At 39.9% G+C, this 18,369-nt stretch carries 19 protein-coding genes and 1 pseudogene; 9 read left to right on the top strand and 11 right to left on the bottom strand.

The window, feature by feature from the left end; all coding sequences use genetic code 11:
- Window positions 1-448: 448 nt before the first annotated feature.
- The 7 genes and pseudogenes from E4T82_RS06745 to E4T82_RS06715 all read right to left on the bottom strand — a co-directional run bounded on the left by E4T82_RS06745 (window position 449) and on the right by E4T82_RS06715 (window position 7,359).
- Complete coding sequence (locus tag E4T82_RS06745) at window positions 449-1,882, bottom strand: ABC transporter ATP-binding protein (protein WP_135182091.1); 1,434 nt, start codon at window positions 1,880-1,882, stop codon at window positions 449-451.
- Window positions 1,846-2,481 carry an energy-coupling factor transporter transmembrane component T gene (locus E4T82_RS06740; RefSeq protein ID WP_228065081.1) on the bottom strand — a complete coding sequence of 212 codons (636 nt, stop codon included), beginning with the start codon at window positions 2,479-2,481 and terminating at the stop codon, window positions 1,846-1,848. Before E4T82_RS06740 ends, E4T82_RS06745 begins: the two co-directional genes overlap by 37 nt.
- A gap of 20 nt (window positions 2,482-2,501) precedes the next feature.
- On the bottom strand, window positions 2,502-3,095 hold the full coding sequence (locus E4T82_RS06735; protein WP_135182089.1) for an MptD family putative ECF transporter S component: 594 nt from the start codon (window positions 3,093-3,095) through the stop codon (window positions 2,502-2,504).
- Window positions 3,096-3,209: 114 nt separating this feature from the next.
- A pseudogene (locus E4T82_RS06730) lies at window positions 3,210-4,879 on the bottom strand (amino acid ABC transporter ATP-binding/permease protein).
- The gene (locus tag E4T82_RS06725; protein ID WP_135182088.1) at window positions 4,872-6,629 is read right to left on the bottom strand and encodes an ABC transporter ATP-binding protein/permease; all 1,758 of its coding nucleotides are present in this window, start codon (window positions 6,627-6,629) and stop codon (window positions 4,872-4,874) included. The pseudogene E4T82_RS06730 and the gene E4T82_RS06725 overlap by 8 nt, the downstream one beginning before the upstream one ends.
- 4 nt (window positions 6,630-6,633) lie before the next feature.
- On the bottom strand, window positions 6,634-7,002 hold the full coding sequence (locus tag E4T82_RS06720; protein WP_135182087.1) for an HNH endonuclease: 369 nt from the start codon (window positions 7,000-7,002) through the stop codon (window positions 6,634-6,636).
- A gap of 36 nt (window positions 7,003-7,038) precedes the next feature.
- Window positions 7,039-7,359 (bottom strand): helix-turn-helix domain-containing protein, encoded by a 321-nt coding sequence (locus tag E4T82_RS06715; protein ID WP_135182086.1) that lies wholly within the window; start codon window positions 7,357-7,359, stop codon window positions 7,039-7,041.
- Window positions 7,360-7,545: 186 nt separating this feature from the next.
- Here E4T82_RS06715 and E4T82_RS06705 point away from each other — a divergent pair, with 186 nt between their 5' ends.
- Together E4T82_RS06705 and E4T82_RS06700 are read left to right on the top strand one after the other, a co-directional pair.
- Entirely contained in the window at window positions 7,546-8,571 is a 1,026-nt protein-coding gene (locus tag E4T82_RS06705; RefSeq protein WP_194185876.1) for a hypothetical protein, read from the top strand.
- 15 nt (window positions 8,572-8,586) lie between these two features.
- The gene (locus E4T82_RS06700; protein ID WP_135182084.1) at window positions 8,587-8,922 is read left to right on the top strand and encodes a lipoprotein; all 336 of its coding nucleotides are present in this window, start codon (window positions 8,587-8,589) and stop codon (window positions 8,920-8,922) included.
- 75 nt (window positions 8,923-8,997) lie between these two features.
- Here E4T82_RS06700 and E4T82_RS06695 read toward each other — a convergent pair whose 3' ends face one another.
- Entirely contained in the window at window positions 8,998-10,638 is a 1,641-nt protein-coding gene (locus E4T82_RS06695; RefSeq protein ID WP_135182083.1) for a helix-turn-helix domain-containing protein, read from the bottom strand.
- Between the two features lie 284 nt (window positions 10,639-10,922).
- On the opposite strand from E4T82_RS06695, the gene E4T82_RS06690 reads away from it, so the two are divergent.
- From E4T82_RS06690 to E4T82_RS06660, 7 genes are all read left to right on the top strand, one after another.
- The gene (locus E4T82_RS06690; RefSeq protein WP_135182082.1) at window positions 10,923-11,408 is read left to right on the top strand and encodes a helix-turn-helix domain-containing protein; all 486 of its coding nucleotides are present in this window, start codon (window positions 10,923-10,925) and stop codon (window positions 11,406-11,408) included.
- Window positions 11,409-11,545: 137 nt separating this feature from the next.
- Window positions 11,546-11,860 carry a hypothetical protein gene (locus E4T82_RS06685; protein WP_135182081.1) on the top strand — a complete coding sequence of 105 codons (315 nt, stop codon included), beginning with the start codon at window positions 11,546-11,548 and terminating at the stop codon, window positions 11,858-11,860.
- Complete coding sequence (locus E4T82_RS06680) at window positions 11,860-12,945, top strand: AAA family ATPase (protein WP_135182080.1); 1,086 nt, start codon at window positions 11,860-11,862, stop codon at window positions 12,943-12,945. Before E4T82_RS06685 ends, E4T82_RS06680 begins: the two co-directional genes overlap by 1 nt.
- A 274-nt stretch (window positions 12,946-13,219) precedes the next feature.
- Entirely contained in the window at window positions 13,220-13,564 is a 345-nt protein-coding gene (locus E4T82_RS13095; RefSeq protein WP_348628420.1) for a hypothetical protein, read from the top strand.
- Window positions 13,565-13,699: 135 nt separating this feature from the next.
- Entirely contained in the window at window positions 13,700-14,305 is a 606-nt protein-coding gene (locus E4T82_RS06670; protein WP_135182078.1) for a replication protein, read from the top strand.
- A 1-nt stretch (window position 14,306) separates the two neighbouring features.
- Window positions 14,307-14,570 (top strand): helix-turn-helix domain-containing protein, encoded by a 264-nt coding sequence (locus E4T82_RS06665; protein ID WP_135182077.1) that lies wholly within the window; start codon window positions 14,307-14,309, stop codon window positions 14,568-14,570.
- Window positions 14,571-14,635: 65 nt separating this feature from the next.
- On the top strand, window positions 14,636-15,853 hold the full coding sequence (locus E4T82_RS06660) for a site-specific integrase (RefSeq protein WP_135182076.1): 1,218 nt from the start codon (window positions 14,636-14,638) through the stop codon (window positions 15,851-15,853).
- Between the two features lie 105 nt (window positions 15,854-15,958).
- Here the strand turns inward: E4T82_RS06660 and rpsI are convergent, their stop codons facing one another.
- From rpsI to E4T82_RS06645, 3 genes are all read right to left on the bottom strand, one after another.
- Entirely contained in the window at window positions 15,959-16,351 is a 393-nt protein-coding gene (gene rpsI, locus E4T82_RS06655; protein WP_135182075.1) for a 30S ribosomal protein S9, read from the bottom strand.
- 19 nt (window positions 16,352-16,370) lie between these two features.
- A complete protein-coding gene (rplM, locus tag E4T82_RS06650; protein ID WP_067086679.1) occupies window positions 16,371-16,817 on the bottom strand; it encodes a 50S ribosomal protein L13 in 447 nt (148 codons plus the stop codon).
- A 666-nt stretch (window positions 16,818-17,483) separates the two neighbouring features.
- Entirely contained in the window at window positions 17,484-18,347 is an 864-nt protein-coding gene (locus E4T82_RS06645) for a DegV family protein (RefSeq protein ID WP_135182074.1), read from the bottom strand.
- Window positions 18,348-18,369: the final 22 nt, after the last annotated feature.

Raw genomic sequence — 18,369 nt, 5'->3', positions numbered from 1 at the left:
TGAATCATCTACGAACATCTCGAATAGACATTCTGTAGACCATCAACATAGAAAAAGTATATCCCTGTTTTCTGAAATAATCTTTAAATTTTTCTGAAAGAAATCTTAACCAACTTCTTAACGCCTCGCTCCTTTGTCCCTAGCCTCAGGGGTTAGGGCAAGTTCCGTTCATCGGGATAAGATGATAACCTACTCTTTGGAATTTCAAAGAGTAGGTTATCGCTGGGTTTACGTTACAGTACTCTCTCCAATAGTCTGAGAGACTATTGGAAGTTGGAAGCAAAACGAGTGTAACTCGTGTCAACACTCAGGCTAAGCACCGGGTGAAAAAGATAGGCAGCTGTTTCGGCTTTAGCCGATTACAGATGAGAATCCCTTTAGTGGATAGGCAGCTATTCTCGCTTTAGCGAGTTACAGCTGTAGCAACTAAATGACTATAACAGTCAATTTAAGATGTCTTCAAGTTCCCTATATCCACCACTTTGTCGCACACTCTTGCCAGCAATTCCGCGTCATGAGAAATCAACAACACCAGTTTCCCCTTGGCTTTTAACAGCTGGAGCTGGGTAGCTAGTTGCTCCATTTGCCCTCTATCAAGACCACTTGAGGGTTCATCAAAAATGATGATGTCCTTATCACTTAATAGGCTGGCTGCAATCATGAGGCGCTGTTGCTCTCCCATTGAGAGACTCATGGGGTGACGACCCAGGAGTTGGGAAAGACGAAAGGCTTTCAAGACCTCGTCATCCAGCTGGGTAGAAGCTCTTCCCAAGGTCAACTCTTTCTCAACCCGCTCTGTCACTAATTGGAGACGCACATCTTGCATGACATAAGCCATTTTAGCCAGACGTTTTCGCTTTTGCAAGACCTGACCCTGCCAGCGAACCACGCCTGTCTTATCCCCCTCTAAGCCCAATAAAGAGCGGGCAAAACTGGTCTTCCCTGAACCATTGGCACCGACCAACCCAACCACCTGTCTAGGCGCTAGCACCAGATGCTCCAGCTGATAGAGGTAGCCTCCTTGGTGATAGACACCAAAATTCTGCACTTCAAGTCCTGAGCGGTCATTGACAAAGGAGCGATCCAGTTCCTCGACACGTGCCTGATAGGAAGCTACATCAGATGTCCGCAAGCCCCACTCCTCTCGCTTTTTCTCCGAATAGGCTAGAAAGACAGGCGCTTCCCACAGCTCTTTTAACTCCCCCTCATAAAAATAAGCATAGGAATCGGCTATCTCGCTGAGATAGGCGAGGCGATGCTCAGCGATAATCAAGGTCTTGCCCTGCTGTTTCAAGGCAAGGAGCATTTCCTGCACTCGCTCTACACCTGTTGCATCTAAATTAGCCGTCGGCTCATCAAAGACCATGATGTCTGTTCCCTGCATGGTGGCACTGGCAATAGCTACAGCCTGCTTTTGCCCACCTGATAGGGATTCCATAGGGCGTTCCAAGAAAGGCTCCAACTGAAAGGCTTTTGTCACCTCTGCCAAGCGCTCCGCAATGTCACTCGCTGTCATCCCTTGGTTTTCACAGGGAAAGACTAGCTCTTGCAGAACCTCTTGGTGGAAAAATTGAGTAGCTGGATTCTGAAAGACCGAGGCTACTTGACTGGCTAAACACTCGACACTCGCCTCTTGATAGGAGAGCTGCCCAATTCGCAGACTTCCCTCAATCTCTCCCTGATAATACCCCGGCACCAAGCCATTGATGAGGTGTAAAAGCGAGGATTTCCCAGACCCACTAGGACCACACAAGACCAAACATTGCCCTTTTTTAAGACGCAAGTCCTCCACTTGACAGGCAAGCCTCTCTCCATGAGCATATCTGAGCCGTAAAGCATGGGCTTCTACCGGAACTTCAGAATAAGAAAACTGAGACACCATACACACACACTCCAATCTAGCCATGTCCAACGAGACTGCACAAATTCACTGGGACGCTTGGTCACCGCAAGCCCCTTGGTCAAGGTCGCAATGGTTAAATCCTGCGCTGAGCGCAAAAGCGACATCAGCAAAGGTACCACGATATACTCCATATAGCGATGAGGCTGCCTCACAATATCACGTTTCCTCAGAAACAGCCCCCGTGTCTTTAAAGACACATGAAGCACCCGGACCTCTTTTTTGATGAGGGGAAGAAAACGAAACATCACCCCCAAGGTCAGCAAAAAACTCTCTGGCAGATGCCATTTTCTGAGACCGTGAATCAGTTCGTAGGCTGAAGTCGTAAGGAGCAGAAAATGCCCAGCCATTAGGGGGACCCAGATATGGCTAAGCATAAAGGTAAAACGAAAGAGCCACATGGGAAGCATCTCCACTCGGCTCATCTGATACACTACAAGATACCCCAGCAGGGTTACCAGGGCCATTTTAAAGCGTCCCACAAGGCAGGCACAGACTGCAAGACCTATTAGCAAATAGGCACGTTCCCCTGCCGTTACATGCATGCCATAGGTGATAGCCGCAAAAATGACCAATATCATCTTGCTTCTGGCATCCAATCTCATTCTAATAACCCCGATTTTTTGAACGACTTCGCCAGCATTCGTTGGCCTACAAAGGCTCCAACCAAGGCTCCAACCACAATCGTCGCAGACAGACCCAACACAGTTGCAGGGATGAAATCCACCATGACACGCGCCACATACTCAGCTGATTTTCCGCGTGCCACAAGACTTGCCTCATAGGCATCTCTCATCAACCACATCAGAATGATTGGCCCTAGATTGCCAAAAGAAAAGACGACAAAACTCACAGTATTGAGCCCTTTTTGCTTGTACTGCCCTTGCTTGGCAATCAGCTCCCCAAAAATCCCAAAGACCAAACTTGGTAAAAAGGCAGCTGTCATATAGCCTGACATAAAAAAGAAACAGGCCATCACCGCACTCACCAAGCTAATAGCACCACATTTTCCGACTTTCGCAAGCAAGAGCATGTAGACTGGACCACCTAAAATAGCCGCAAAGGCTGGAGCATACATCATATTCCCCGAACGGTCAAATAAGGCAGCCACGAGGGTGCCTAGACCCACACAGAGGAAATAGAGAGCCGCAAAAGCTCCCGTCACCATTACATCCTTTACTTTTAATTCTTTCATCATTTTCTCCCTATTCCACGAGGATGGATACATCCCCTTTTCCTAAACAGTCCCATACAGAAGCTCTAGCCCCTGTTTTAAACGATACTATCATACCACGATTAGGCAGCAGTGTCATCTTTCAACAGGAGTTACTAGGCCATTGTCTACACGATACACCTCGTCCGCACAGGCAAGAGTACTTATCCGATGTGAGATAGAAAAACGAAACCGTGACATTCCTGCTTGACCAGTTGAAGAAACAAGGCTTCATTGAGCGAGTCCAGATTACTGGTTGGCTCATCAAAAATATAACAATCTGCCTGCTTTAACAAGGCCCGCATCAATTCCAGTCGCTGAGCTTCACCTGCTGAAAAGCTCGTAGCATCAACAACCGTGTCAAGACCTGCCTCTGCCTCTAACACACGCTCCTTCATCTGACATCTTTCCGCCAAGGAGAGAATGGTTTCATCTGAAATCCCCTTTCTACCTAAGACTAGATTTTCACGAATAGTCTGTTTAAAAATCTGAGGATTCTGGGGAACATAAGCAAAGCGTGCTTGCAGGTGGCTAGGATGTAAATTCTGACTATCCCAGTTGTTCAAGCGAATATGGCCCGCCTGCCAATCATACCAACGCATCACCAGTTTCATCAAGGTTGATTTCCCCGCACCTGACGGGCCAACAATACCGATTATTCCTCCTTTTTCAAAAGCAACAGACAACCCGTCATATACCTTCTTTTCGTCATCGTCTGCATAGGCGAATTGCAGGTCACAGATGTCAATCTCATCGATGCTTTCCGGCAAAGGAACCCCTTCCTTGTCTCGCTCAGGTTCATCAAGCAGGGCAAAGAGATTGCGTCCCGCATTCATCGCCCGTTTAAATCCTAATGGCAGACGACTGAGCTCCAAAAATGGAGCAAAAGAACTAACAAAAGCTACCAGTAAGGACAAGCCTGTAATAGGACTGACTTGCTCCGCTTGGGTAAACACCAGCGTTCGCCAAGCAAAGATTGTCGTACCGAGTCCAATGACCGCAAAACTATAAATCTGTTGCATAAAGTTGGTCTGAGCTACCTGTCTTTCTTTGGCATTCACTCGTTGGCTTTGTTGCTGCAAAGTATGGGTGTAGGTAGCCATTTTCTGGAATTGCAACAAGTCCTTGACCGCTTTCAATCCCTGGAGGAAGGAAGCGACATAGACCTGTCGCTCTTGATGTTGCTCCCGTAAAATCGGTGTCAGACGCTTCGCAAATTGATTCGGTAAAATAAGAGCAAGCAGGGCATAGGTCACAAGTGCTACACTAGCCAATTCTAGGCCATATACTGCAAAACCGCCTAGCATCAGGAGGGCAACTAGAATTCCTGTTAAAATAGGCGCCAAGGTATGGGCAAAAAAGATTTCCAAGGCCTCAATATCCTCGCCAATCATCTTGAGCTGGACACCACTATCCTGACGGTCTAATTTGCCTGGTGCCAACCTCCGTAATGTAGCAAACACCATTTTTCGAAAAGTAGCCAGACTATGAAAGGCCACGTAGTGCCCAAAGTAATGCTCACCATATCGGAACGCACCACGTAGCAGGGCTAGGACAATCAAGACTAGGAGAACGAGCCACGACGGTGTTTCACCCCTCGCTAGAGCCTGCCCTGCTACTTGCACCAACAGAACAGGAATAGCTAGGGTCGTCATAAAGCCCATGACCGCAAAGATAACTGCAAGGGAAACCAAAGGAAACAAGTGGTGCATCGTTTTTAATAAACGCGGAATTAAAATCCGTGTTGGGTACCGTTCTTTATCCATAGACAGCGCCCTCCAATTCTGCCTGAGTATCCACTAGGTGACGAAAGGCTGGATTCTCCCGATACAATTCCTCAGCTGAACCCACAAAACTGTGATGTTCCGCTAAGAACAGCACCTTGTCTGCTAGATAAACCTGTTTCATCTTATGGGTAATGACGACAACGATTGCGGTTTCCGCAACCAGCTGAATCAAGTCATAAATGAATGTCTCATTATCAGCATCCACGTTAGAAGTGATTTCATCAAAGATATACAAGGAACGATTGGCTAGAATTGCTCGCGCACAGATAAGCTGTTGGCGTTGACCAGAAGAAAGATGCTGCCCGTTTTCTCCTACAATCGTATCTAAACCGGCTGGCAAATCATGAATGAATTGCAAAACACCATGTCTATCCATCCACGCCAACATGTCTTCTTTTGTCCATTCGCAAGCCATCGCTAGATTGTCATAGATAGACTGGTTTAAAAGATAGGATTGGCTGGATACATAGAGAACCTGCCGATTAAGAGCTACCTGAGACAAGTGTTCAAGGGAGGTGCCCCCAAAGATAATCTCCCCTTGCTGAGCAATCAGACGTTTCATTAACAAGTGCGCTACAGTCGTTTTTCCTTGTCCAGATACTCCTGCGATACCATAGAGATGACCGGCTGACATGTCAAAGTTAATCTCCTGTAAGACAACCTTTTCTCCATAAGAAAAGGATATATTTTCTAGGCGAGCCCAATCAAAACTCCCTAAAGTCGTCGTAATCTCCACATCTTGCTCCTCTATGCTATCCAAAAAACGAAAAATACGGTCTGCCATTTTTGTATTCATCATGACGAGGTGCATTCCATAGCCCTGCTCTCGGATTGGCGCAAAAAATTCGGTCGCAATCAGGATAAAAAAGATAAACGAAAACAAGGATAAGTGTCCCGCGACCAATTGACTAATCGCCACAAAGCCTGATATTCCAATCCCTAGATACATGACTGCATCCATATAGCCCACTGCTTGCAGTTGAAAGCCTAGCAGTTCCATGGTTGCATCTCTAAACTCTTCTGCTTGCTCATTGAACATTTTCTCATATACGGCATCCGCCTGATAAGAATAGAGCGTATTTAACCCCTGTAAATCATCCAGAAAAAGATTCCCAACATCCATATAAGAAGCCCAGTAGCGATTCATAATACGCTGGGAAGGCTTTTGCATGAGGAGAATCGAAACTGGAATCAACGGAAGTGCCAGAAGAAAAATCAGGCTTCCTATCGGAAATATCCAAGCTACTAATAGCAAGACCGTCGTACAATTCAAATAGGTCCTAAGCGACATGCTGAGATAATGGGAATAGTAGGTATCCAAACTATCGATTCCTTGCGAGGCCACCGTAAAGACATCTGCCGCTGTCGCTGCTGACTCAAATTGACCATCACGTGCCATTAAAACCTCAAAAAAGGACTTCTTCAGTGCATCGCGCGCAAACTGGGAACCAATCCCCTGCAGACGTTTAGCAAACAGTGATACCGCAAAACCAGCCAGATTGATGATGACTAAACGAAACACCAAATCACTGAGATGAAAGGCTTCTTTTGTCATATACGCTGCAAAGGCACGACTTAGCCAATAAAAACTCAGAATCCGTACCAAAAACGGAATCCAAGACAAAAAGGCTGCTAGATAGACCAGATACAGCTTCGGTCGTATCTGCTCCTTCAACCGTGCCAGCAAATACTTTTTCTTCTCTCGTGATAGTTGCTGCGTTTGGCTCATCTTACTACTCCCTCCCCTTGTTTGTGACTATTATAACATTCTTTGAATTATCTGTAAATTCTAATCTTGAAAGAAGATAAGGTTTCTTAGTGGTATTATAATCTTGGGTTGAATGACAATCTTTACACAAAGCTATCTTATTCTCAAACGACTCTGAGTTTTTTCCAAGTTTCTCCACATTAATAAGCTCCTTTTGCTGTTGCGGAGTTGGACTATTCGGATAAATATGAGCAATCTCATAAAGTTTATTACTTTTCTTCTGTCCATTTGGTTGTAAATCTTTTTTGCATAGTGGACATAAAAAATTGACTTCACGTAAATGACGTTTTACATCTGTATCATTTGGTTTCTTTCTCGCAACACAATATCCCATAATTCCCCTTTCTAATATTTTCAGAACAACGCACCGTTAAATTTTCAACTCTATATCTAATATCTTATTAAAAATCTCAAGATACTTTTCTTCATCGTCAACTAATGATAACTTAGCAATTAGTTTAGACACCTCATTGTCACTATCAGTAAAGGCAAAGAAAGTTTGATAGTCTAACTCTAATGCTTCAATTAGCTTATTTAGAGTTTCCAACTTAATATTAGAATTTTGTCCTCTTTCAATTCGACCAAGAGCATTGACATCCATCCCCGCCTTATCAGCTAACATCTCTTGTGTTAGTTGTTTTTTCATCCTCAATTCATAAATTCTGTTAGATACACTTTTCCCTAATGACATAGCACCACTTCCTTTTTTGCTTCTATACACTAAGACTATGACTTATTGGAAATAATTTGTAGATTATAGATGTATTTTTTTGTCAAAAAACAATACTCTAGATTTGTTTTTGTGGTAAAATATAAGATAACTAAGTATTGTTTTAAGAAATAACAATACTTAAAATACTAAAGGAGACTTTTCAAAATGAAAAAGCGAAACAAATATCTATTTATAGGTATAGCACTTTTGGCTTCGACAACAACTCTCTTAGCCTGTTCCAATACCACCAAACCTTCCACAACTACTTCTCACTTTCAAGAGAAAACTTCTTCTCAAAAAACAAAAGAAGTCAGTATCGGAACCTATATAAACCAATCCCAAAAATCTCCCCAGCTTTGGTATGAAATAGACGGTGAAGAAATTATCAAGGGAGTGTATATTTTTGAAGATAATCAAGTAATTTATTATGATACTTCTTACGAAAACACGACAAACACCGAAACAACAATTTCTTCTTCACAATTTAAAACGGACTATGTTGGAAAAAATGTTTATTCAACTGGTCAACATGCCCAAGCCTTCTTTGATAGTTTCTACGGAACAGACACAGCGGAAAAAATTTCTGAAGAAATGCTAACGGATATTATCAAAAAATATGATACTGACGACGGTAATGCAGATGGAATCATTGATGTTACAATTCCAGATACTCTTACTCTTCAAAGCATTTCAACATTATCAGATGATGAAATTATTGAACAGGCTAAAGCATTTGAAAAGGCTAGCACCCATAAACAAGTTATTTTTGAAAAAGTATCACTTGCGCTCAGGCAATTGGTTGACGGAAAAGATACCACCTCAGAAATAAACAAATTGATAGAAATTGAAAATCAATATAACCAAAAGGTCGCATCAGATTATCAATTGAAAATTTTACCTGATGAGGACTTAGAGGAAACATTAGAGGAAACCCTAACAATTCCTGTCAAAAAACTTAGCTATGATAATGTTATTGATTATACTTATATTATTAAAGAAGAGCCTTTCACTGCATATCTAGCTTACTCTCAGTTTGCTTCAAAATCAGTAGATGATGTGAAATATATTGGTTTCCCATCGTTTGTCACAAAGCAAAGAGAAGGAGAAAATGTGACTCTAATTTATGACACCTACGATTTGAGACCTAACAATGTTCAAGTAACTTCAGATAGCGCTGACGATGAAGAATAAGATAAGGAGAAAATGATGAAGAAAATTAAAACACTTTTACTGACACTTACAGCCGTACTGTTACTTACTGCATGTTCCACTAGTAATCAAAGTTTAGATGGAACATATACTTACGAAGAAGATGGAAGTAGCATGACAATCACAATTGATGGCAAAGATGGTTCCCTTAGTATTGAAGCAGGTGATGGCTCAGGCTCACTATTTGTAGACAATATTAGCACAGATTTTACAGTGGACAAAGAAAGCAAAACATTTAATGTAGAAGGAGAAGAACTTGAATATTCTCTTTCAGGAAATACTTTAACTGTAAGTGGAGGTGGCTTCGGAACCGTTAAATTGAAGAGAGAATAAATATAATAATAAGTACCTCTGATTTCAGAGGTACTTATACTTTCTTTACAATCTTGGACAGTAAGCCAGGCAACATTATTTAAGAAACTTAACGGTTCTTCTATACAATTTTTCTAGCTCTTTGATATTATCAAAGTTTCTATTTTGAGACGCTTCTCTAAATGTTTTCATTGAATGATTCTTAAAAAGCAACTCAAATGATTCCCGACCATCTAATAGATACCTACCCTCGGCAGAGAGAGTCTCTTTCTCCAATTCTATATCTAGAATTGACTTTAATAATGAATAATTGCTCTCCATTCTGTCATAAATCCATTCTTCTGAATTTATATCTTGTGTATAAACCTGTATTGTTGGATGCATTTGTATATCTACTCTCGAACTCTTAGTCATAACAAAGTCCCAAAATTGCCTGTAAAATTCATCAAGATAATCTTCATTATCACTAAAGTCAGACTCAATCATTGAATTACAAAGATTTATACTCAGTTCTCTAAAATAGCCAGGTTCATTTACAATTTGATACTGCTCCTCTAGCCAGTCTTCAAACTCTATCCCAGTTTCCTCCAATTTATTCATCAGAAGCCTAGTCAGATAGAATAGTTTTTTATTACTAACGATAAACCTATTTATCATACCAATATCTTTGTTGAAGTATTTAAATTCTCTAATAATTCTATAGCCATGGTCAATGTCTTCTGCATAAAATCTAAAGCCGTCAATAGAATCTAAATTTGGAATAAAACCATGATTAGGTATATTCACACGAAGCCATTCTTCAAAAGTCAAATTAACATCTACAAATTGAAATGCCTCTTCCAATAAGAGTATACAATCCCTATAAAATTGTTCTTGAATCGTTTCTAAAACTTCTCCTGAATATCCAATTAAAATTTCAGATGGAGTTCTGGATATTTTTTCCCACAACATAATTTCAAGTTGTGATTCTTCAAGAAAATTCCTCATCCTAAGGAAATATTTCCTCTCTAATTCCAATAGTTTATAATGTAATTTCGGAGCTCTTAAAAACTGATTTTCTAACATTTGAATTGTAAAATCATAATCCAAGAAAGCACCATTACCATTAAAAGAGCATAATTTTTGAAGCTTAGAAAGATTATCCTCATTAGGAAAATCCTTTCCTGATTTCCAATTTGAAATTTGTGCTTCACTTACATGTAACTTTTTGGCTAAATTTTTCTGTATCGCAATAGAACCATTTCTCTCGTTACGTGAAATAAATTCTATATTTAATAAATTGTCTAATACTTCTCCTGACTCTTCCTGATTTATATAGTTTCCATCATTCTGAACTGCCTCTTCTTGAAGAGCTACGGAATTTAAAAAATCAATGAGAAGACTAAAATTTTTCGTAAATCTCCGCTTCCTTCTTATCTTCAAATTTCTTCGTTCTTTTTCATTCTTACGTTGATAAATATTAGTCTCTTGCTGAATGATATAGAATTCTATTATTTTAGTTAACTTTACAATAACAAACTTAGTCTCTGAATCCATAACATACTCTTTGTTAAACTTATTGATAAATTTCAATAAGTTTTTTATTTTTTCCAAATCTGGTACAGAGCCATTTTTCCAATTAGTTAACGTATTTTTAGAAATACCAATTTCTTTAGCTATTTGATTTGCGTTAATTTTGAAGTCCTTTTTTAGGATACTCAAAAAAACTTTTAAGTATAAATTAAAATCACTATTCATAACTCTATTTTAAACAGAAAATCCCACCAAGTCAAATTTTGCCTAATTGGTGTTTTTTTAATCACTTATAATGATATTAGCAAGAGAAATCTTGACTAATTAATAGTCCTAGTTGATGCGCATCAAAATGGACGGATTGAAACAAATATGACGACTCAGACAATAACAGTCTAGTCCTGCATATATCTGTTTATCCGTTTATTTGATGTGCTTTTTTTGTACATATCGGTATTCAGTACGGCTCATAACGTTTCTTTCCGTCCGAGGACTGGAAAGGGCAACTTATGCTAACAGCTAAAGTTAAAACTCTCTATTGTAAGTTACTTGGTCAAGCTATCAAGGAACAATTGAGCAACCAAGAAATCCCTCAAAATGAAGTGGCCTACTACTTTGATGATGACATCCGACTGATTTCAGCTCCTGCTATTAGCCAAATTTTACAGGGAAAACGCAATATCACCTTAGACACTGTTGACGCCCTACAAGAAACATTAGGACTGCCCAATGTAAAAAGTGTCTTCCTTCCTAATATTGATTTCTGTGAATTACTCATTAGTCAATTGACAGAACTACTTCTTACTGATGGTTTCAGCTCTACAAAAGAACTCATCCAAGCAAGAGAGAAGGTCATTCAACAACATATTTCACTCTTGGCTTCTGCTTTATATAATTCCTTCCCTGATTTTCCTGAGGAAGAAACTTCTTATCAGATTGCTGATAGTATAGCAGAATGGATGATTGAATTTGTAGCTCTAGTAGCACAAATTTGACTCTTATACTTTCAAAAAACTTGAAAGTATAACTGAATAAAACAATTTAAAATGTAAGTGTAGTTAGCTAACACAGTCATTCTCACGACTTAAAAATGAGCTTAGTAACAACAAAATTAGAAAGTAGGTATAATTCTATGAAAACAAATAATCGCAAAGGTGGCTATTCAGGCAATACTGCAAATGAATACATTGACTCAAAACAGGCTATTTTCTGCTTGAGTACAGAACTTGAGCCTCAAATAAAATTCGAAGAAGGTCAACCAACCAACGAAATCGTAGCTCACAAAGCTTGGTTCTCACAAAAAGGACTGCCTCCTTTTCAAGTCAAATTTGAATCAAATGTAACTCTTCCAGCTTATATGACGATGATTGAATTTGAAAATCTTCAAGCCTGTGAAGTCGGATTCAATGTGTACTTTAAAGCTGATGGCATGAAGGAGGTCAAATAATGGCAACTAAAGCAGAGACTGTACTGCAATCCTACTTGCTCCAGAGCCTAAACATGGCTCTTGGAACTTTGATGCAGGGTGAAACAAGTTATACCAATAGCTTCAACATTACGATTCAAGATGACGGCTTCATATTCATTCCTAGGCTTCCTTGTGCATATATTCTAGATGATGAACTTTACAATAAAATCTTCTTGATTGCAAGCGCCTCTTTATTCCCTCGCTATACGCTTCTCAAGCAGAATTCCACCTACTTTATTCCACTAAAAACAGAAGACATTCATATTGAACGTGGACTCTTCTTCCCTTGGAAAGCGGGCGTCTCAAAACGCTTAGTCATTCCTGATCTCGATAAATACGTAGCAGACCTTCCAAAAAATCAAATTCCAATTATGAAAAATTTTGTGCTCAATCTTGATAAAGTCAACCATATGGCTATCTGTGGAAACTCAGGTTCAGGGAAAAGCTACGCTCTTACCTACCTGCTTTCTGTCCTCAAAAATCAGTCTGATTTGATTATCGTAGACCCCAAATTCGATAGCCCAAGTCGTTGGGCTCGTGAACACAAAATTGCAGTCATTCACCCCGTGGAAAATCGCTCAAAATCTGACTTTGTATCAGAGGTAAATGAGTGTTTGAGTCAGTGTTTGAATCTAATACAGCAACGCCAAGCAATTCTATACAACAATCCCCGTCATGAGTTCACTCATTTAACCATTGTTATAGACGAGGTACTAGCCCTATCCGAAGGGGTCAACAAGACCATTAAAGAATCTTTTTTCTCCCTCTTGTCACAAATCGCCCTTCTTGGTCGGGCTACAAAAATCCACCTGCTTCTTGTCAGCCAGCGTTTTGACCATACGACTATTCCGATTTCAGTCCGTGAACAACTAAACGTTCTCATCCAAATAGGCAACATCAACAAGAAGACCACTCAATTTCTCTTCCCAGACCTTGACCCAGAAGGTATCGTCATTCCAATCGGACATGGAACTGGATTGATTCAAGTGATTGACAATGAACACCCCTACCAAGTTCTTCCGTTACTGTGTCCAACGTACTACACCAAGAAAGGTATTTTATGACATGAAAAAGAGTTTTTTTCAAAAAACTTACAATCTGAATATCAATCTCATCCTCCTAATTTCGCTCTTGCTACTTCTCAAATTTGCATTTCTATTTCTAGAAAATCAGTTTGGAAATATTGAGATAGAAAGTCTAAAAAGTTCTATAAGTTTTGTACAAGAAAAATTAAATTTTGTAGCACATTTTATCCAATCATTAACCTTAACTTTAATATCAATTTTGGTGCTGTCAATTTGCACAGAACTATTTCAACGCATCACAAAGGATTCTGTTTTGAACTACTTTAAATCCATCTACCAAACAATTCGATTAAGACAGTTTTTAAAACAAGATGAAATGTCAGAATCAATTACATCTATTGATAATCAGACAACTGTAACAAAGTTCAATCTGACTCTAAAAAACTTCAATTACGCTATCTCCAGTTGTACCGTAGACATTCGACAAGATTCCTTATCAGTCTTTATCAAATATCCAAAGACCCAGCAAGCCCAAAAACTGTTACGAGATATGGAAGAACATATCAAAGAAGAAATCTCCAGTCAAAATCCTAACTATTATTTCTCTTCTTCAATCCGTGAGGGAAGTAGGCTGTGGTTCAAAGGTGCGAGACGATAAATCAAAGTCAGGACTTGGCTCACGAAGTGAAAGCTAAAAGTCCTGACTTTGCAAAATATTAAATTGATTGTAATGGGGCTACTACGACCCCCATTACAATCCATAATCAGTAATCAAAATAATGAGGTATAATGCATGGCAAAAGAACAACAAAAGCGCTCAACAATCTGGACTTTCCTAATTTATAAGGAAAGCTCTCCAGAAGATTATAAACAAGTATTAGAAGAACTTTGTATCCCTTTCGTACTTAGTCCGTGGCATGATAAGGATATTGATAGGAAAACTGGAGAATTCAAGAAACCTCACAAACACGGAGCTTTCTTCTTTGATTCATTAAAAAGTTATAGACAAGTATCAGAACTTATCAAAAATAAGTTAAACGGTCCTGAACATGTAGAAATAGTCATGTCTCCAACTGGCCTATATCACTATTTCACACATGCAGAAAATCCAGAAAAATCACCTTACAATATTGACGATATTGAGTCTGGTTGTGGATTTGATTTAGATAAATTCTTATTGGAAAGAAACTCATCAGAATTCATCAATGAAGTTGTTGATATTATCGAGGAAAATGATTTTACCGAATTTGAAGAACTTGTTTGGTACTCACGAGCCAAAAATAGTATGCTATTAAATCTGATACTTGAACGTACTTATTTTTTCGCTAAATACCTTGACTCTAGACGGCACAACCCTAATCGTTTAAATAATTCTAAACAAATTTCTGAGGAGGAGTAATATGCAAGTTATCCTACCAAATGAACAAATCCAACAGATTCAACTTCTACTTTCAAATCTTATTAAGAGAGAAATTGAAGAGCAGTTGTCAAGAAACGGTATTGAAAGTCCCTATCTAAACAAACAACAAGCTTGTAATTATCTCGGTATCTCCAATAACACATTAGATAGCTGGATTCAGCAAGGACTTCCTTACATAAAAATAGGTAAGTCTATTCGCTTTAACAAACAAGCTATAGATACTTGGCTACTTTCACAAAACTAGAAATATCTACATTTTTGTTTTATAATGGTCATGATATTTTCTGGTTCGACATAAAGGAGAATATCATGACTATCACTAAGACAAAAAATGGAACTTACCGCCTAAAAGTCTATATCCCAATTGAAGCACGAATGCCACTCGGCATCGTGAATAACAACTACTTTGATAAGCGGTTCAAGACAAGAAAGGAGGCTAGACAAGCAGAGATAGAACTTTTAACCAAACTAAATCAGATTGAAAATAACGAGTTTACAGGGCTTGGTAAAGGGGAAATAATGTTCAAAGATTTCTATGAAAATATTTGGTGGAACCCCTACAAATCAGGGCAAACAACCTCGACTTCTAAACCACCAACTCGGTCAACTATTGCCAATACTAAAACTTGCTTTGAAAAGCACATTTTACCTTTGCTAGGTAACTATACAATTCAATTTCTCAATCAGAACAAGCAAGTTATTCTGAACTTAATGACTGCTAAGGCGAATGAATACGCTAACTTCAAAACTCTCAGAAGTTACGTTATTTCAATATTCGACTGGGCAGAAGAACTTGAATATATTGAAGCTAATCGTATCGCAAAAACGCTACGCCGTATCAAGTCAACAAAGAAAATCCAATTAGCAGAGGCTCGAAAAGATGAAGACCTCTATCTTACTCAGGAACAATTACAAGCATGGTTTACTGCGTTCAAGCAAGATTTGGATGATGATAAAATCTCGTTAAAAGACTATGTCCTCTTCTATTTGACCTTTTTTCTAGGAGATAGGAAATCGGAAACTTATGCTTTACAATGGAAACACATTGATTTTTCAACCTCACAAATCCAACTGATTCAAGCTCTAGATAGATATGGGGAAGTTAAATCAACCAAAGGAAATAAGAAAACGATATTTTCAATTTCAAATGACTTAGTTCAACTTCTCAACTCATGGAAAGAACAACAAAAACAGGAACTGGCTAGGTTTGGAATTATTAGTAATCCTGAACAGTTTGTTTTTACCTATATTGATACCAAAGGTAATGTTAACGCGCGTCTACATTCGGACTACTTAAATAATAAAATGAAGACCGTCAGAAACCGTCATAAAGAGCTAGCACACGCTACACCTCATAAATTACGCCATACTGGAGCAACACTTGCTAAACAAGCTGGCATGAGCTTAGAAGCCATTTCAGAGGCTCTAACTCATAGCGATACTGCCACAACACAAATTTATGTTAATACTTCTAATGTCGTTCCTATGACTGTTGGAGAATTTACACTAAAATCTCTGAATCAATAAGGTGAAAATGAGGTAAACTATAAGGTGAACTTTTCAAAAAATCATCAAAAAAGCACCCATGAGGTAAACTCTTGAGTGCTTTGAAACGTTGATATATAGCAGATATTAACGTTTACTGAATTGTGAAGCTTTACGAGCTTTCTTAAGACCTGGTTTCTTACGTTCTACCATACGAGCGTCACGGGTAAGAAGGCCTGCGCGTTTTAGAGAGTCGCGGAAGTCTGGGTCTACTTGAAGAAGGGCACGAGCGATACCGTGGCGGATAGCTCCTGCTTGACCTGCATAACCACCACCTACAACGTTTACCAAAACGTCATAGTTTCCTGCTGTTGAGGTAACAGCAAATGGTTGGTTGATGACCAAACGAAGGTCAGCGTGTGGGATGTACTCTTCTACATCTTTTTTATTAACAGTGATTTTACCAGTTCCTGGAACAAGGCGAACGCGTGCAACAGCGTTTTTACGACGTCCAGTACCTGCATATTGTGCTTGTGACATACTTTATCTGTTCCTTTCCTTAGATAAGCCCTGAAATATCAAGAACTTCTGGTTGTTGTGCAGCATGGTTGTGTTCAGAACCAACGAATACTTTCAACTTCATTCCTTGAGCGCGTCCAAGAGTGTTGTGTGGAAGCATTCCTTTTACTGATTTTTCAATCAAGCGAACTGCATTTTTTGAACGAAGTTCACCAGCAGTGATTGACTTCAAACCACCTGGGTACATTGAGTGAGTGTAGTATACTTTATCGGTTGCTTTTTTACCAGTCAATTTTACTTTCTCAGCGTTGATAACAATCACAAAGTCACCTGTATCAGTATGTGGTGTAAATGTTGGTTTGTTTTTTCCACGAAGAACGCTTGCTACAACTGCTGAAAGGCGTCCAAGGGGCACATCAGTAGCGTCCACTACATACCATTTGCGTTCAACTTCACCTGGCTTAGCCATGTATGTTGTTTTGTTCATGATTTCTCCTATATGAATATCGTTTTTGTTTACAGGGCGGATGTTCCAGTCCGCAAGTTATTTGAAGGGTTCCGGGGCCTTTCAAATGGGGTAAACAATACCGTTTACCATTATAGCAAAAGAAAAGAGAGAAAGTCAAGCCTTACTACTCTCTTTTTCTTGATTTTTTGCCATTGGTAATTTCCCAAAGTAAGTTCCACTTCTCTTTCCAAAGTGGAAGTTAGTCTAAAATGAATTTTTATGGTGGAATTAAATCTGAGACGGTTGAGTTAGAAATGAGTTCCTGTCATGATGTTTTGCCATGGGTCATTCTCAGCGTGCTTTTACCTAGTAGCAGGAGCTAGAAAGGAATCCAAGATAGAGACACTTACTGGAGTTACACACGGTATAGAACGAACGTTCAGACGGTATATTTTTCGTTCATTTACCTCTATCGCTTTCACTACTCCAGCTCCAACATATACAACTCCTCAGTCAGACTTTCTGGGGCAGCTTGACCTGTATTGACTTGCTCAACTTTTTTAAATAACCGTTCAAAGAACCCCATGACTTCTCCTTATACTCCGTAACAATCAGATCTACAGCGGTCTATCGAAGCTCACTCCGTGATTTCTACACTACTTTTATTAGGAAATATTTTCCTTCTTCTGATGAAAAACCAGGCGATTAGCGCTTATCTGTTCCAATGGATAAAATAGCCAAGGAACCCGTCCCTGTATGGCTGGCAATAATGGGCCCTAAAGGCTCCATAATGACCTGCTCCACCCGCGGGTCTTCTAGCAAGGTCGCACGTAACTGCTCTGCCGCTTCAATATCTCCCGTATAGGCAACCATGACGCAGGAATCATCCAATTGCTCAAGGGTCAAAGATAGCATTTCCTTCACTCCCTTTTTCTTTCCTCGGAGTTTAGCGATAGAGACGAGTTTCCCGTCCTGATCGATAGAAATCAAGGGTTTGATATTGACCAGACCACCGATAAGGGCGGCTGCCTTAGATAGCCTGCCACCGCGCACCAAGTGCTGCAAATCATCGACCAAGAGATAGGTCCGCACACGGGGAATCAAGTCCTCAATGAGCGCCACTGTCTCATCTAATGACACGCCCGCCTCCCGCGCCTGTGCAGCTTTTAAGACCAAGTAGCCTTCTCCCAGAGTGGCTGCCTTGGTATTGATAATCTCAATCACCGCTTCTGGATAGTCGTCAAGCACCATGTCACGCGCCATCACCGCACTTTGGTAGGTTCCTGATAAGGCGGCTGAAAAAGCTAGATACAGGACGGCTTGATTCATTGCCGCTGCTACCTTAAACAAGGCTTCAAACTGTCCGACATTGACTTGGCTGGTCGTCGGTTGTCCTCCCGCCAGCATTTTTTCAAGCAAGACATCACTAGTTAAGCGGTTCTCACCAACTGTCTCAAAAACAACACCGTCTAGCTCCACCGTCAATCCAACAACCGTCACATCATACCGTTCCAACCATTCAACTGGCAAATCCGATGTGGAATCGGTCACGATTTTAAATTGGGTCATATCTCTCCTCCCATACTGCTCA

The sequence above is a fragment of the Streptococcus cuniculi genome (assembly GCF_004570575.1).
GTDB lineage: Bacteria > Bacillota > Bacilli > Lactobacillales > Streptococcaceae > Streptococcus > Streptococcus cuniculi_A.
This window is presented reverse-complemented; position numbering and strand designations above follow the sequence as displayed.

What these genes read in the sequence shown, in the direction of transcription:
- E4T82_RS06745 (WP_135182091.1), bottom strand. Translation starts at nt 1,882, where the DNA reads ATGGTGTCTCAGTTTTCTTATTCTGAAGTTCCGGTAGAAGCCCATGCT.
- E4T82_RS06740 (WP_228065081.1), bottom strand. Translation starts at nt 2,481, where the DNA reads ATGATATTGGTCATTTTTGCGGCTATCACCTATGGCATGCATGTAACG.
- E4T82_RS06735 (WP_135182089.1), bottom strand. Translation starts at nt 3,095, where the DNA reads ATGAAAGAATTAAAAGTAAAGGATGTAATGGTGACGGGAGCTTTTGCG.
- E4T82_RS06725 (WP_135182088.1), bottom strand. Translation starts at nt 6,629, where the DNA reads ATGAGCCAAACGCAGCAACTATCACGAGAGAAGAAAAAGTATTTGCTG.
- E4T82_RS06720 (WP_135182087.1), bottom strand. Translation starts at nt 7,002, where the DNA reads ATGGGATATTGTGTTGCGAGAAAGAAACCAAATGATACAGATGTAAAA.
- E4T82_RS06715 (WP_135182086.1), bottom strand. Translation starts at nt 7,359, where the DNA reads ATGTCATTAGGGAAAAGTGTATCTAACAGAATTTATGAATTGAGGATG.
- E4T82_RS06705 (WP_194185876.1), top strand. Translation starts at nt 7,546, where the DNA reads ATGAAAAAGCGAAACAAATATCTATTTATAGGTATAGCACTTTTGGCT.
- E4T82_RS06700 (WP_135182084.1), top strand. Translation starts at nt 8,587, where the DNA reads ATGAAGAAAATTAAAACACTTTTACTGACACTTACAGCCGTACTGTTA.
- E4T82_RS06695 (WP_135182083.1), bottom strand. Translation starts at nt 10,638, where the DNA reads ATGAATAGTGATTTTAATTTATACTTAAAAGTTTTTTTGAGTATCCTA.
- E4T82_RS06690 (WP_135182082.1), top strand. Translation starts at nt 10,923, where the DNA reads ATGCTAACAGCTAAAGTTAAAACTCTCTATTGTAAGTTACTTGGTCAA.
- E4T82_RS06685 (WP_135182081.1), top strand. Translation starts at nt 11,546, where the DNA reads ATGAAAACAAATAATCGCAAAGGTGGCTATTCAGGCAATACTGCAAAT.
- E4T82_RS06680 (WP_135182080.1), top strand. Translation starts at nt 11,860, where the DNA reads ATGGCAACTAAAGCAGAGACTGTACTGCAATCCTACTTGCTCCAGAGC.
- E4T82_RS06670 (WP_135182078.1), top strand. Translation starts at nt 13,700, where the DNA reads ATGGCAAAAGAACAACAAAAGCGCTCAACAATCTGGACTTTCCTAATT.
- E4T82_RS06665 (WP_135182077.1), top strand. Translation starts at nt 14,307, where the DNA reads ATGCAAGTTATCCTACCAAATGAACAAATCCAACAGATTCAACTTCTA.
- E4T82_RS06660 (WP_135182076.1), top strand. Translation starts at nt 14,636, where the DNA reads ATGACTATCACTAAGACAAAAAATGGAACTTACCGCCTAAAAGTCTAT.
- rpsI (WP_135182075.1), bottom strand. Translation starts at nt 16,351, where the DNA reads ATGTCACAAGCACAATATGCAGGTACTGGACGTCGTAAAAACGCTGTT.
- rplM (WP_067086679.1), bottom strand. Translation starts at nt 16,817, where the DNA reads ATGAACAAAACAACATACATGGCTAAGCCAGGTGAAGTTGAACGCAAA.
- E4T82_RS06645 (WP_135182074.1), bottom strand. Translation starts at nt 18,347, where the DNA reads ATGACCCAATTTAAAATCGTGACCGATTCCACATCGGATTTGCCAGTT.